Here is a 15,004-nt window from a genome sequence, read left to right as displayed (position 1 = left end):
ATCTCCTCTATACATACTATAGAGGAGCGATTTATCCTCAAAAATGATATAGAAAGTCATGATGACACAGATATATTAGAGACAGTGCGTGAGCGCCTACAAACTCCAGCAAAACGTATCCGAGTCAATCTTGAAGAGCTTTAATAGCTGATTAATCAATCCTATTATTGCTCTTCCACTTGCCCATCCGCACTTTCACAGACAAACAACAGATCATCGCCCCATAAATCATGGCCATCGTGCATTATCGCAATAATGTCTTCAAATTGGACTTTTTGCTCATCGGTAATATGAGTAAAGACAATGGCGACTGGCAGTTCAATACCTGCCGATACCATATCCCATAACGCATCAAGATTTTTACCAAACCACACTGGCAATGAAAATTGCAGTTCAAACTGGCGATAAAAATCATCCATGCTGTCTATTTGCTGAAAATTAAAGATGGCGACACGACTGCTCATTCAAGTACCTTAATTGATCTTTTGGAAGCTTTTATAGTGATCTGCGGTGACATAAATCATGCCATCTGAAGAGTATAGCAAACGATCTGCTCCTCGGTGGCCACAATTGTAGTTGAGATCGGCTTCATACCATTGCCGATTAGGGGCTGTAGGTAACTGTTTTTCACGGTTAGAGAACCGGTCACCGCCAATCGCTTTACCGGGGAGTGCTTCGCAGAGATTACCCTGTTTAGGATTCCAACCAGCATCACGAGCTTCTTTTTTGGTGATGTAAAAACTCGGTAGCTGCTGATGCTTTTGTAAATAACTGACTACATTAGCTTGCTTAGTTAACTCATCAATCTTTTGAGCATGTTGAACGACTATCGTTTGCTCTGGTGTTGAAACTGGCTGCTCAGCCTGTTTTTTTCCTGATTGCTCCCCTGCATTAAAGTACAAGCTAAGGGCAATCAAAATGGCCATCAGCACGAGAGAAATCACACGTTTATTTATCATCAAGTTCCTTCCTTGGTTCTGGTTTATATGCGTTATATTTCGAGATGCAGCACCTTCCTGCATCTCGAATTATTTAGAATCTAGATTATGCCGTGCCGCCAACCGTCATCTTATCCAGTTTTAGTGTAGGCTGTCCAACACCAACGGGTACACTTTGTCCTTCTTTTCCACACACCCCGACACCTTTATCAAGAGCGAGATCATTACCCACCATCGAGATCTGCTGCATGGCCTCAACACCCGAGCCAATCAAGGTCGCGCCTTTTACTGGAGAAGTGATCTTACCGTTTTCAATCAGATAAGCTTCAGAGGTTGAGAAAACAAACTTACCAGATGTGATATCAACCTGCCCACCACCAAAATTAGGGGCATAGATACCTTTATCAACACTCGCAATAATATCTTCAGGTGTTGAATCGCCAGCTAACATATAGGTATTCGTCATACGCGGCATCGGTAGGTGGGCATAGGATTCACGACGTGCATTACCTGTTGGAGCAACCCCCATCAAGCGAGCATTGAGTTTATCCTGTATATAATTTTTCAAGATACCGTTTTCAATCAATACATTGTATTGACCAGGAACACCTTCATCATCAATGGCTAAAGAGCCACGACGGCCTGCGATAGTGCCATCATCCACTACCGTACAAAGTGGTGAAGCCACCAGCTCCCCCATTTGCCCAGAAAACACAGAAGTACCACGACGGTTAAAATCACCTTCTAAACCATGACCGACTGCTTCATGCAGCAGAACACCCGGCCAGCCAGCGCCCAATACTACAGGCATCATTCCAGCAGGTGCTGCAATCGCAGATAAATTCACCAATGCCATGCGAACGGCTTCTTTGGCATATTGCTCTGCCAATACTTGGCCTTGATGCACTTCAAGAAAGTATTCGTAACCATAACGACCACCACCACCGCTCGCTCCACGCTCACGTTTGCCATCATGTTCAACTAACACGCTCACAGACAGGCGCACTAATGGGCGAATATCAGCAGCTAATGTACCGTCAGTAGCAGCCACTAATACTTGTTCATACACCCCTGTCAAACTTGCGTTGACTTCAATGACACGAGGATCTTCGGCTCTCGCAATTTGATCGACGCGATGCAGTAATGCAATTTTGTCTTCTCGCGATAGGCTGTGTAGTGGATCCGCTTCTGAGTAAAGCTTTTTATAGCCAACTTCAGTCAAAATCTGTGATTGACCATGACCCTGCTCACCAACAATACTGCGCGCTGCTGTAGCACTTTGCTGTAATGCAAGCAGCGAGATCTGATCTGCATAGGCAAAACCGGTTTTTTCGCCATGTACAGCTCTGACACCTACTCCTTGGTCGATATTATAAGAGCCGTCTTTAATGATACGATCTTCCAGTACCCATGCTTCATGGTAACTAGATTGAAAATAAAGATCGGCATAATCCAGTTTGCGCTCAGATAGCAGGCCGAGTGTATCGTACAGTTTTTGATGGTCAAGACCATTGGCAGCCAGCAAATGGTCGCTGACAGAAGCTAAACTCATATTGGTTACTCTTTGTTGTCGTTTATTTTTTAATCAGTGAAGTCAGTTGTGGCCTAAAGCGATTATGTTTCACCACACGGATCTGCTCACGCATTCCATTGAGACTTTCTGTTTGAATATTTAAAACCGTTGCTGCGACCGCATCAACGTTCTTTTTCATTACTTTACCCCAGCCATCAACAGCGAGGCTATGCCCCCAAGTACGGCGTGTCCCGTGAACACCAACCTGAGCAGGTGCTAACACAAAGCATTGATTTTCAATCGCCCTTGCACGCAATAATGGCTCCCAGTGTGCTTTCCCTGTATAGCGTGTAAATGCGGCAGGTACAGAGATAATCTCAGCACCTTGCTCACGCAATGCTTGAAACAATCCAGGGAAACGTAAATCGTAGCAAATAGTCATCCCTAAGCGACCTACAGGTGTATCCACGACAGTAATGTGTTCACCGCGCTGATAGATAACTGATTCATTATAAGTGCCTTGCTCGTCTTCAATACTCACATCAAACATGTGAATTTTATCGTAACGAGCCTGAATTTTCCCTTTAGAATCAATCAAGATACTGCTGCTGGTGATACGCTCAGGGTCTTCACGGCTGATCAGTGGCATCGAACCAATCAAAATCCAAACATTGTAGCGTTTTGCCATGTTCGCAATCGCTTCTTGAAGTGGCCCGTGCCCTTCCTGCTCGGCTTGTTTACGGTAAGTTACTGCATCGGCAAACAACAAGGCATTTTCAGGCGTTAATACTAACTCAACAGTATCTGGCAACTGTTTAATCTGCTGCTCAATCTGTGCCAAATTATGTTTAGTATTTTTACCACTGCATAACTGCAAAAGTGCAACATTGCCATTTTTCATTACTCTTGAGTCTCCTTTAGCTGACGCAATACTTCATCAATTTTTGGTTCATCCAAACTTCCTGACACGCGATAACGTATAACAGAAATTTTACTCCATAATGGACCTAATACTTTTGATGCAGCAAATACAGCTGCACCTGCAATTGGGTTAACCGCAAACGCAGTTGCCACTCCAACTGTAGCAGATATTTCTGGGGTGACGACCGCTTCACCATTAATTTGACGTTTCACCAAATCAATTTGACCATTTAATGCAATATCTGCAACTAAGCCATCAATATAGAGATCTTTCGTTGATAGAATACCATTTTGGATCACGGCATTACCTTTAATTGAATCAAAGTCAAAGTCATTACTGAAGGTATCACGAAAATCAAATTGCAGCTTACGCAACAACGCGTCAAAACTCACTAAACGTAATAGCTGCCCAGCTCGCCCACCCCCCATTTTAGCGATAGCACCTTTGCCGAGTTTAGCTGATAATTTACCATTCAATGTCGCAATGTCTGGCGACCACGGCACATCTTGCCAGTTTAGCTGAAAATCCAGAGTATAAGGTGAATCAATGATAGGCACTAAAATGCCATAATAAGCCGCCGTTTCATCAAACTGTTCACCACTCAACGATCCCGCAACCTGTGTGCGATTGTGCTGACCACTTTGCCAAATTGCATCTATTTTTAATTGTGTTGCACTGTTGGTCAGTGTTCCATCAGTGAGCTGTAAGCTATTTCCTTGTGGTTTTAAACGTGCTTTTATTTCACCTAACTTTTGCCCACCAGCCCAACAATCACGGCAATGTATCGCCATTTCAGGCCAGCGCCTAAAATCAAACTCGCCGCCATCATTGGCACTGCTGGTTTCTTTGCCCGGAAATGCGCTTGGGTTGTAATACAAATAATCAATATTTAGTACCCAAGGCTGCTTGGTGTAAATTTGTAATTCACCTTTTAAGTTCTCGCTGGAAACTTTGATCAACTGATCTATATCCTTCAAGCTGAAAGACAGATCAACATCTTTCCATGCTTGCCCACCTAAAGACAGGGAAGGCGTTTTTACGGTTACCGTTTCAGGTAAACCGATATTGATTGGATGACTCGTTTGATCCGATGAAAGTAACGTGTCGACAAATCGCAGCCAACCACTATTGGTCACCGCGGGCAAATCCGCTAATAACGTTGATGAATTAGGTAGCGTCGGAACCGTTCCTTTCCACTGAGCAATGGTGGCTTTATTTAATCGAAGCTTAGGTGAGCTAAGATCCCACTCAGTATTAAAACCAATACGCTGCCCAATATCACCCCCAATGGTTAAATGGGTTGTCGAGCCTTGAGCCTTCGCATTGATTGTCGCAAGTTCTTTCAACAAATGGCCATCTAAAGCAGGCAGCAAGCTATTGAGTTTGTCTAAACCTGCTGTAAATTCAACAGTGAGTGCCATTTGTTCAGCCGCTGAATTCGGAAGTTTAATTTCAACATGACTTTCCCAGTCACTGGTTCCTGAAAACTTTTGTTTTATTGAATCAGGTAATTGAGCGATTTTTGCCACATCCCAATTGCCGGCTAAATCAACATTGACTTGATAATCTTTCGGGGTATCTGACGTTGAAAAATTGACATTAATTGGTTGACCAAACCAATGGCCTTGTAGTTTATCACCAACCAAATCACCGTTAGTAAACTGAAAATTGCCACTGAGTGCCGTTAATTTGCTATCAATAGGCTTAATCAGCAAATCATTTTTATTAAGATAAACATTACCTTTCGCCACAACCTCTTTGCCATGAGACAAAGGAATTGCAAGTGACAGATCCCCGGTCACCTCACCACCAATTTGCAATTCATCGAGTGTGTCACCAATGGAATGCTTCATTGGTGTCAACGTGAAATAGTGCTGAATTTGCGCCCCCGTCCCTGCGAGGTCGGCTTTAATAAATAACATTTCATTCAAGTAATTAGGAATATCAGCAGTTAAGTTAGTGGCAGTTGCATCCCCTAACTTAACACTATCGGCACGCATCGCTAGACCATTACGTTGAAAATCTAAGTCAATGTCTAAGTTAAACAGCGCAGGCCAACCTTCATCATACTCAAACGTGGCTTCTCGTAGAGGAACAAAGACTTGGAACTGTCCATCATTTCGATCAAACGGAAAATGCTGCGGATTGCCTTTGAAGGTTAAGGTAGCATCATTAACTTGCCCTGCGATCACCGCTTTCGACAGATAGTCAGCCAAATTTTTCCCCATCAATTGTTGGGGAAAATAACGCCATGCATCCCCCGCATCACTGACACGGATCCCCGCTAAAATGCTCAGATCGTTTTCATCGGTTTGCTTCGACTTTAAAAAACTAAATTGCCCATTTGCCCATAGTGAGGTTGCTTGAACATCCAGCTCATCACTCCACAATTTGAACTGTTTGTCGTCATTGAGCCAATATATTTGGCCTGCCGCTTGGCTAACTTGAAAAGGAGCTTTAAATTCAGGTTGATAATCGACTTCGCTGTTTTCTAAGCTTGCTTCCAGCACACCACGTTGCATATTTCCAACCAACACCCCAGTGAAATGATCAACAGAAGGCAATTGTTTCCACTTTTGCCAACTGACATCTTGCCAATCCATATCGATTTGAGTGTGATCGAGCTGCTCAGGAGTAATATCTAACGAAAAAGCTGATAACAGCCCTTTAGGCTGACGATGTTGCCAATCCTGCACCGTTTCAGGAGTCAAAAAAGAAAACGTAGGGAGAACTTCGCTCAAACGCTCTAATTCAATATTCTTTGCGCGTACCCGCCAGTGATCTTTTTGGTGATATTTAACTGATGAAGGTAAATACAGTACTGAAACGCTACCGTTTGGCCAAATATACTCGTTGGTTTTCAGAGTATTCAATTCAGGGATGTTAAATAACCACCCTTCCCCTTGGCGCCTCATACGGATCAGCAAATCGTTGACTTGTAAATTTTGCGCTAGTGGCTCTTGCCCCCAGTTGGCTTCGCCTTGGCGCAACTGCAATAACCCACTATTGATACGATTATTTTTTATCGAAACCCATGATGATAAACTAAAGTTAGCATCACGCAGCCCAGTGTTTTCACGCAACCAACGACTTAGCCATGGCTGCATATCAATATTATCGGCTTGCAAATAAACCGTACCATCACTCAAAATACCATTTTTGTCTTTAACATCGATTTTGATCTGTAGATAACCATGCTGTTTGTTAATGGTTTCTAAACTAACAAAACCTTGAGCACGGTGGCGCTCTTGTTCATTCAACCATGTCAGTTCTGGTAAGATCAGAGTGGTTTTTTGCTCTGATGGCGTGAAAAAAGTAAAACGACTATTTTTCAGGGTGAAATGATTGAATTGCTTTAAAAACAAGCCCTCAATACCATCACTATCAATAGGTTGATCGTTGCCTTCAAAGCTGAAAGGGATCTTATAGTCAACATCTAGCTGATAGAATGTAATGTCACGAAAACGCCACTCAAGTGAAAGCAACGAGCTCCATATATCCAACTCAACGGCAATTTGGCTCGCCTTGGCATCTGCATCTGCATGATTTACGACAACATTATTGAGCGTTAACACCGGCCCAAACGACTGCCAAGCCCCTGTAATTTCACCAATTTTCAGCGAAATATCACTGTTTTTTTCAATATAGGCAATGATGTCTTGCCGATAGTGGTTAATGTTCGGTAAGAAAAAACGTAGCCCTGTTAGCAGCAATGCACAAAGCAGCAGCACGATAGCCGCCGTCATCCATACTACTCGTGGCAGTCGCTTCACCCATTTCTCCTTCACGTAAAAACTACATCATGACAACATCAAATTGTTCCTGACTGTATAATGATTCAGTCTGAACTTTTACTTGTTTGCCAACAAAAATTTCCACTTCGGCTAAAGCATGGGACTCATCGCCTGTGAGAATATCCACCACCGATTGTGATGCATACACTAAGAAACGATCGGCGTCGATACTGCGATGTACGCGAACGATTTCACGTAAAATTTCGTAGCATACGGTTTCAACGGATTTCACCGTACCACGGCCTTGGCAAGTCGGGCAAACATCGCATAACACGTGCTCAAGACTTTCACGCGTTCGTTTACGGGTCATTTCAACTAAACCTAATTGTGAAAAACCATTGATAGTGGTTTTCACTTTATCTTTACTAAGCGCTTGCTCTAAAGAAGCTAAAACACGACGACGATGTTCAAGATCACTCATATCGATGAAATCAATAATAATGATCCCGCCTAAATTTCTTAGCCGTAACTGGCGTGCTATCGCTTGGGTCGCTTCAATATTTGTATTGAAAATAGTTTCTTCAAGATTTCGATGCCCAACAAACGCTCCGGTATTAATATCAATCGTTGTCATGGCTTCGGTTTGATCAATAATTAAATAACCACCCGATTTCAATTCAACTTTGCGATCCATTGCTCGTTGGATTTCATTTTCTACATCGAATAAATCGAAGATTGGCTGGTTACCTTGATATAATTCAAGCTTAGCCGTCATTTCTGGCACATACTCTTCGATAAATTCTTGTAACTGCTTATAGGTTAGTCGAGAATCTACACGAATTCTATCTAATGACGCCCCAGCAAAATCACGAATGATCCGGTACGCTAATGCCAACTCACCATAAATCTTAGTTCGAGTAACATTACGTTTTTTCCGTTCAATCACTTTAGCCCATAAACGTTTTAAAAATGCAGCGTCTTGTCTAACTTCATCGTCACCGACCCCTTCAGCAGCAGTGCGAATAATAAACCCACCATTTTCATCACAATATTGAGCAACACACTCTTTTAAACGTTCACGTTCCGTTTCGCTCTCAATACGTTGCGAAACCCCGACATGAGATGCCCCTGGCATAAAGACAAGATAACGAGACGGTAATGTAATATCGGTGGTTAAACGTGCACCTTTGGTGCCTAATGGATCTTTGACCACTTGGACAATCAGATCCTGCCCTTGCTTAACCAGCTCCGCAATATCCCTAACATGGAAGTTTTTCTGCTCATCACCCGCAATGCATTCTGTATGGGGCATGATATCAGAGGCATGCAAAAAAGCGGCTTTATCGAGGCCAATATCAACAAAGGCCGCTTGCATACCGGGTAATACGCGGCTCACACGACCTTTGTAGATATTCCCTACAATACCCCTTTTGGCTTCTCGCTCTACGTGGATCTCTTGTAAGATCCCACCATCAATATAAGCAACACGCGTTTCAGATGGTGTAATATTTACTAATAACTCCGCGGTCATGACATCTCCTTACCATCACCTAACGCTAAAAATCTTTGTATTAATTCATCTGTTTCGACTAACGGTAAACCGACAACAGCATGATAACTGCCATTAATTCGCCTAACATAGCAACCGCCTTTTCCTTGAATACCATATGCACCCGCCTTATCCATAGGCTCACCTGATTTTATATAATCATGCATTTCAGTTAATGATAACTCGCGGAATGTCACATCTGTCACAATCAAGGTGGTTAATGTGCGATTTCGATCAGAGATTGCTACTGAGGTCATAACCTGATGGGTCTGGCCTGAGAGCGCCGACAGCATTTCTTGAGCATGCTGTTCATCGCGTGGTTTTTCTAAGATTTGATTATTCAAGACAACGATGGTGTCAGCACCAATCACAGGATGATTTTCTGGCGCAATTTTAACACCAGCCTGTGACTTATCTTGTGCTAACCGCTGCACATAGGCTTCTGGTGTTTCACCTGCTTGCCATTGCTCTTCAACTTCAGGGCGTAAAATCGCAAATTCGTGTCCTAACAATTGCACCAGTTCTCTTCTTCTCGGAGAGCCTGAAGCCAAATAGATATAACTCATAAACGATGTTCCTGAGATAATGGGGTTACCGCTAAAAACTTAACATACTGAAAACTTACGGCGAATTTTCCGTAATAGTAAAAATAACCATGGCCACAGAATACCATTCACAAGGCTATTCCAGAATACTTGAGGGTGAAATAATACCTGAGAAGATACGAATTCGGCCCAAAACACGGTCATATCTAGAATGACAGTCAGCAAAATAATCATTAGGGCTTGCTGCCAAAGTGCCATATTACGCAATAATTGATGTTTATAAGAGACTAGGTAGCAAATAATACTGTAAGAAAGCGCATGCACGCCTAAAGCAGAACCTTGAATAGAATCAACAATAATACCAAGAATAAAACTGCTGCCGACACTCACTCGATGTGGTAATGCCATTACCCAGTAAATCAAGATCAGCAGCAACCAAGAAGGCCGGTAAAAAGCAAATTGCTCCGGCCATGGGATAAGCTGTAAAATTAATGCAATGAAAAACGAAATCCAGATAATACTGCGGCCATTGCCACGATACTCATCCATTTAGCTTCCCCTCTTAACCATAGCCACTATATCTTCCTCTATGGTTGCACTGCTGGAGACATTGATGGTGGTAACGGCGGCCCCTGAATTTCACTTGGGTTTGGTAAAACCTGAGGGAGCACTTTCATTAGGCGCTCATTTGCTGCACGGTAAACCTCTGAAGGTTGTAATGGTGTCACCGCCTCATTTTCATTACCCCATAACAGCAACAAATAACGTAAGCGCTGTAGCTCTGCACTTGGCCTTGCACTGATAATGGTATAAGCACGCTGTGTATCATGTTTAACACTTGAGACAACAGCGACAGGATAACCTTCAGGGAAACGCCCACCGAGTCCGGAAGTGACTAACACGTCACCAACACGAATATCAGTATTTTCAGGTAAGGGTTCAAGTTGTAGGTCGTCTGCACACCCTGAACCTGAAGCTATCACTCTGATATCATTACGTAATACTTGAACAGGTAACGCATGGGTAGTATCACAAATCAGTAGAACGCGGCTATTGAACTGGCTAACACCTACCACTTGCCCTACCACACCTTTATCACTGATAACAGGTTGCCCTTCATAAACATTGGCATTTTCGCCTTTATCAATAACCACTTGGTCACGATAAGGAGTATTTGCACCGGAGATCACTTGTGTGACCATCATATGTTCGTCTTGACGCAGTGGAGAACCAAGCAGCTCCCGCAAACGCGCGTTTTCTTGTTTTAACTGTTCAAGTAAAAGGCTATCTGCCTTTTTTAATAGTAGTTCCTGACGCAGCGCTTTATTCTCAAATTGGAGTTGTCCACGTGAGGAGAAATTCTCAGAAACGTTATCAAGAAATTGACGCGGACCATTAGCCAAAAAGTAAAATGGGCTAACCGCCGTGTCTAAATAGTTACGGATTTTATTGAAAGGCTCAAAACGATGGTCAATTACCACCAGTGCTATTGCAACGATAACGGCAATAAAAATACGCAACTGGAGAGAGGGACCTCGCCTAAAAATCGGCTTCATGTATGGCTGAGTTTCACTAAGTTCAGAGGATCAAAAATAGGCAAAGCAGCAGCTGGGGCAAAGACCCCAGCCCGCTTACGACATCATTTAGTCTTCACTAAATAGATCGCCGCCATGCATGTCGATCATTTCTAATGCCTTGCCACCACCACGGGCAACACAGGTCAGAGGATCTTCCGCAACAATCACAGGTATCCCTGTCTCTTCCATTAGCAAACGATCAAGGTTACGCAACAATGCGCCCCCGCCGGTAAGTACCATGCCTCGTTCTGAAATATCAGATGCTAATTCAGGAGGACATTGCTCTAACGCTAACATCACCGCACTTACGATACCGGTTAATGGCTCTTGTAATGCCTCTAAAATTTCATTTGAATTCATTTTAAAGCCACGAGGAACACCTTCAGCAAGGTTACGACCGCGAACTTCAATTTCATACACTTCGTCAGTTGGGTAAGCAGAACCAATACCATGCTTAATGCGCTCTGCCGTTGCTTCGCCGATCAAAGAACCGTAATTACGACGCACATAGTTAATGATTGCTTCATCAAAACGGTCACCGCCGATACGAACAGAAGAAGAATACACGACGCCATTCAAGGAAATGACCGCAACTTCAGTCGTACCACCACCGATATCAACAACCATTGAACCTGTTGCCTCGGAAACAGGTAAACCAGCCCCAATTGCCGCAGCCATCGGCTCTTCAATCAAAAAGACTTCACGCGCGCCAGCACTCAATGCTGACTCACGGATAGCTTTACGTTCAACTTGTGTTGCACCAACAGGCACGCAAACTAGCACACGAGGGCTTGGGCGAAGGAAGCTATTGCTATGCACCTGTTTGATAAAATGCTGTAGCATTTTTTCAGTTAGGAAAAAGTCTGCGATAACACCGTCTTTCATTGGCCTTATTGCTGAAATATTACCAGGTGTACGCCCCAGCATTTGCTTAGCTTCACCACCCACTGCGGCAACGCTTTTTGGCGTACCAGAACGGTCTTGGCGAATAGCGACAACAGAAGGTTCATTTAATTTTACGCCTTGTCCTTTGACATAAATGAGGGTATTGGCCGTACCCAAGTCAATTGACAGGTCATTAGAAAACATGCCACGAAATTTTTTAAACATAACGAAAGGGTTATCCTGCAAGCTGGGGACGAATAAAAACCCGTCTACTCTACCAACCACTTGAAGCTGTCTCAAGGCGTTAATGAGCAGCTTCTAAAAATATGGTTAATCCATCTGTTGTTACAGCACAAATACTGTACATGCCTCTTTTAAAAACGAAGCAGATAACAACCTTAGATATACTCTTCATAAATCAAGTTGCAGCGCTTGCTACGCTCTTAGCGACCCATTCACTTGCCGCCTAGCTACACCTCGAACTCTTTACAGTATATCGCTATTTATACTCACCATACTTCAAGTTTCAGCGCTATTAACTCGCTGTCCCTCTATATATTTAAAGCATATTGATGCGTAAATTTAAAAATACATCAATAAATAATAGCGCATTGGTTGTTATATACGCCGTCTTTTATTCCACCCTGTGTTGACAAGTTTTTATGACTACAAGTTCAAATAATCTTTTGTTATTTTTTTTATCGCTGCACATAGACCGCCTTCACAGCTAAATATGTGCATTTTCTGTATGTTAATCCAATAATCTACTCTAAAACCTCTGTAGTATCACCGATACATAAACAGAACGCTTCGTAACATGATATTTTGCACGATAAAACAGGGTTTACGCCAGAAAAAATTACATTTTTACAAATTAATTACAATAGCAACAGTGCACAGGTCACAACTCACTAATTATATTAGACATTGCGGCTATAAGTAGAGTTTATTAATCTTACCCCCCCACTATACTCTAAATAGTTCGGGGTGCAGCTAGGCGACAAGTGAGCGAGTCGCTAGATAACACTGTGACTGGCGCGAGTGAACGCAGTTCAACAGCGCTGCAACTTGAAGTATGACGAGTATAAATTAGGAGTGAAGTATGAAAGCCCTCATTCTACAAAAAGATCATGACCAGCTGACCGCCAATATACAGTCCGTTCCGACAGAACAACTACCAATTGGCGATGTTATTGTTGATATTTATTGGTCAACATTAAACTACAAAGACGCCTTGGCAATTAATGGAAAAGCAGGGGTTGTTCGTCAATACCCGATGGTTCCAGGAATTGATTTTTCAGGCGTCGTACACCACAGCGAAGACCCTCGTTTTAGCGTAGGGCAACACGTTCTACTTACTGGCTGGGGAGTCGGTGAAACCCATTGGGGAGGGCTAGCAACCCAAGCTCGAGTTCCCGCAGATTATCTCACTCCGCTTCCTGAAAATCTATCATTGCGGCAAGCCATGATCATTGGCACGGCAGGTTTCACGGCCATGCTGTGTGTAAATGCCTTACAAGATGCGGGGATCACCCCTGATAAAGGTGAAATTATCGTTAGTGGTGCTAGTGGTGGTGTTGGTTCCACAGCCATCCAACTGTTATCACAACTGGGTTATGATGTGGTGGCTATCTCAGGTAGACCTGAAAATAGTGATTATTTGCTGAAGATCGGCGCTAAAAGAGTTCTTCCCCGCAGTGATTTTACTGCCACAGCGAAGCCATTAGATAAACAGCATTGGGCAGGCGCTATTGATACTGTTGGTGGTGAAGTTCTTGCCAACATATTGGCGCAAACGCAATACAATGGTGCTGTCGCAGCTTGCGGCCTTGCCGGTGGTTTTTCGCTACCAACCACAGTGATGCCATTTATTTTACGTAATATCCGCCTGCAAGGTGTTGACTCTGTTTATTACCCAGCGACAAAACGTCCAGCTGTTTGGCTGCGCCTTTCACAACTGCTACCTGATTCATTTTATGCACAAATTACTTCAGAAATTACGTTGGAACAATCCGTGGAGTACGCAAAAAAATTGCTCAAAAATCAGATTACAGGGCGTACACTCGTCAAGATTTTAACACCATAATTGAGTTTTGTGCGGCTCAATTCAAAAGTTTGGATTACCGCACAATTCAAAAAATAAGTGTGGGTAATTTCTCTGATAAGACCAGTATTTTGCTGTCATATGCAGTGAAATAATTATAATAGCCCACCTTATCAATAAAGATCTGATATATTTTTATGATAAAAGATGACAAACCATCTACATCAGGTTATGTTGTCGGGTTATTGACATATCGTCGGAGTTAGCAACACAATGGCAGAAGATATTCACATTTTACTCCTCAACGGGCCGAACCTAAATTTGCTTGGCACAAGGGAACCTGATAAATACGGTAACCTTACCCTTGCAGATATTGTGTCTAAACTCACGCTGGAAGCGGAACAATTAGGCGTAAAATTGAGTCATTTTCAGTCCAATGCAGAGCATGAACTGATCAATAAAATTCATGCGGCAAAGGATAACGTAGATTTTATTCTGATTAATCCGGCTGCATTCACGCATACCAGTGTTGCTTTGCGTGATGCATTATTAGCGGTTGCGCTCCCGTTTATCGAGATCCATCTGTCTAATGTGCATGCCAGAGAGCCATTCCGCCATCATTCCTATCTCTCCGACAAAGCAGTCGGGGTGATTTGTGGTCTTGGTGCCGATGGTTACAGTTTTGCGTTACAGGCAGCGGTTAACCGTCTGTCATCTTGCTCTGAATAATTTGAGATGTAGCTAATCAACAACGCTACAACTTGAAGTATAACGAGCATAAATCACTTAAATTCAAATATAAGAGTACGGAATCATATCCATGGATATTCGTAAAATTAAAAAGCTGATCGAGCTGGTCGAAGAGTCTGGCATTTCTGAACTGGAAATTTCTGAAGGTGAAGAGTCAGTACGTATCAGTCGTGTTTCAGCTGCTTCTCAGGTCATGGCAGCACCTCAACAGTTTTACTCGGCACCTGCGGCACCACAACCTGCATTAGCAGCAGCGGTTGCACCAGCTCAAGAAGCTGCGGCACCTGCGGCAGCACCAGCTGTTTCAGGCCACCAAGTGCGTTCACCTATGGTTGGTACTTTCTACCGCTCACCAAGCCCTGAAGCCAAACCGTTCATTGAAGTTGGTCAAACGGTTAGCGTTGGCGATCCTCTTTTCATCATCGAAGCGATGAAAATGATGAACCAAATTGAAGCAGAGAAAGCAGGTGTTGTGAAAGCAATCCTAGCGCAGAACGGTGAGCCGATTGAATATGACCAGCCGTTAGTGGTTATCGAATAACGAGGC

13 protein-coding genes are annotated in these 15,004 nt (G+C 43.2%); 3 read left to right on the top strand and 10 right to left on the bottom strand.

The window, feature by feature from the left end:
• Positions 1-164 precede the first annotated feature (164 nt).
• The 10 genes from AC3Z9T_RS14910 to AC3Z9T_RS14865 form a co-directional block, all read right to left on the bottom strand.
• Entirely contained in the window at positions 165-464 is a 300-nt protein-coding gene (locus tag AC3Z9T_RS14910; RefSeq protein ID WP_490126896.1) for a barstar family protein, read from the bottom strand.
• 9 nt (positions 465-473) lie between these two features.
• Positions 474-956: a ribonuclease domain-containing protein gene (locus tag AC3Z9T_RS14905; protein ID WP_490127085.1), complete on the bottom strand. Its 483-nt coding sequence runs from the start codon at positions 954-956 to the stop codon at positions 474-476.
• A gap of 88 nt (positions 957-1,044) precedes the next feature.
• Entirely contained in the window at positions 1,045-2,490 is a 1,446-nt protein-coding gene (gene tldD, locus AC3Z9T_RS14900; RefSeq protein ID WP_490126895.1) for a metalloprotease TldD, read from the bottom strand.
• 22 nt (positions 2,491-2,512) lie between these two features.
• Entirely contained in the window at positions 2,513-3,352 is an 840-nt protein-coding gene (nit1, locus tag AC3Z9T_RS14895) for a deaminated glutathione amidase (protein ID WP_490126894.1), read from the bottom strand.
• On the bottom strand, positions 3,352-7,146 hold the full coding sequence (gene yhdP, locus AC3Z9T_RS14890) for an AsmA2 domain-containing protein YhdP (protein WP_490126893.1): 3,795 nt from the start codon (positions 7,144-7,146) through the stop codon (positions 3,352-3,354). Before yhdP ends, nit1 begins: the two co-directional genes overlap by 1 nt.
• A 22-nt stretch (positions 7,147-7,168) precedes the next feature.
• Positions 7,169-8,638, bottom strand: a complete 1,470-nt coding sequence (rng, locus tag AC3Z9T_RS14885) for a ribonuclease G (protein WP_490126892.1) — start codon at positions 8,636-8,638, stop codon at positions 7,169-7,171.
• Positions 8,635-9,222 (bottom strand): Maf family protein, encoded by a 588-nt coding sequence (locus AC3Z9T_RS14880; protein ID WP_490126891.1) that lies wholly within the window; start codon positions 9,220-9,222, stop codon positions 8,635-8,637. The genes rng and AC3Z9T_RS14880 overlap by 4 nt, the downstream gene beginning before the upstream one ends.
• Positions 9,223-9,261: 39 nt before the next feature.
• On the bottom strand, positions 9,262-9,750 hold the full coding sequence (gene mreD / locus AC3Z9T_RS14875) for a rod shape-determining protein MreD (protein ID WP_490126890.1): 489 nt from the start codon (positions 9,748-9,750) through the stop codon (positions 9,262-9,264).
• A 38-nt stretch (positions 9,751-9,788) separates the two neighbouring features.
• Positions 9,789-10,757, bottom strand: coding sequence for a rod shape-determining protein MreC (gene mreC, locus AC3Z9T_RS14870; RefSeq protein WP_490126889.1), 969 nt, complete (start codon positions 10,755-10,757; stop codon positions 9,789-9,791).
• A gap of 87 nt (positions 10,758-10,844) precedes the next feature.
• Positions 10,845-11,888, bottom strand: a complete 1,044-nt coding sequence (locus AC3Z9T_RS14865; protein WP_154635575.1) for a rod shape-determining protein — start codon at positions 11,886-11,888, stop codon at positions 10,845-10,847.
• Between the two features lie 877 nt (positions 11,889-12,765).
• Between AC3Z9T_RS14865 and acuI the strand changes: the two genes are divergently transcribed.
• The 3 genes from acuI to accB all read left to right on the top strand — a co-directional run bounded on the left by acuI (position 12,766) and on the right by accB (position 14,998).
• Positions 12,766-13,749 carry an acrylyl-CoA reductase (NADPH) gene (gene acuI / locus AC3Z9T_RS14860; RefSeq protein WP_490126888.1) on the top strand — a complete coding sequence of 328 codons (984 nt, stop codon included), beginning with the start codon at positions 12,766-12,768 and terminating at the stop codon, positions 13,747-13,749.
• Positions 13,750-13,980: 231 nt separating this feature from the next.
• Positions 13,981-14,436 carry a type II 3-dehydroquinate dehydratase gene (gene aroQ, locus AC3Z9T_RS14855; protein WP_490126887.1) on the top strand — a complete coding sequence of 152 codons (456 nt, stop codon included), beginning with the start codon at positions 13,981-13,983 and terminating at the stop codon, positions 14,434-14,436.
• A 91-nt stretch (positions 14,437-14,527) separates the two neighbouring features.
• The gene (accB, locus tag AC3Z9T_RS14850) at positions 14,528-14,998 is read left to right on the top strand and encodes an acetyl-CoA carboxylase biotin carboxyl carrier protein (protein ID WP_490126886.1); all 471 of its coding nucleotides are present in this window, start codon (positions 14,528-14,530) and stop codon (positions 14,996-14,998) included.
• Positions 14,999-15,004: the final 6 nt, after the last annotated feature.

The organism is Providencia sp. 6390 (assembly GCF_058148425.1).
The sequence above is the reverse complement of the archived record's forward strand: the minus strand, read 5'-3'. Positions and strand labels throughout refer to the sequence as shown.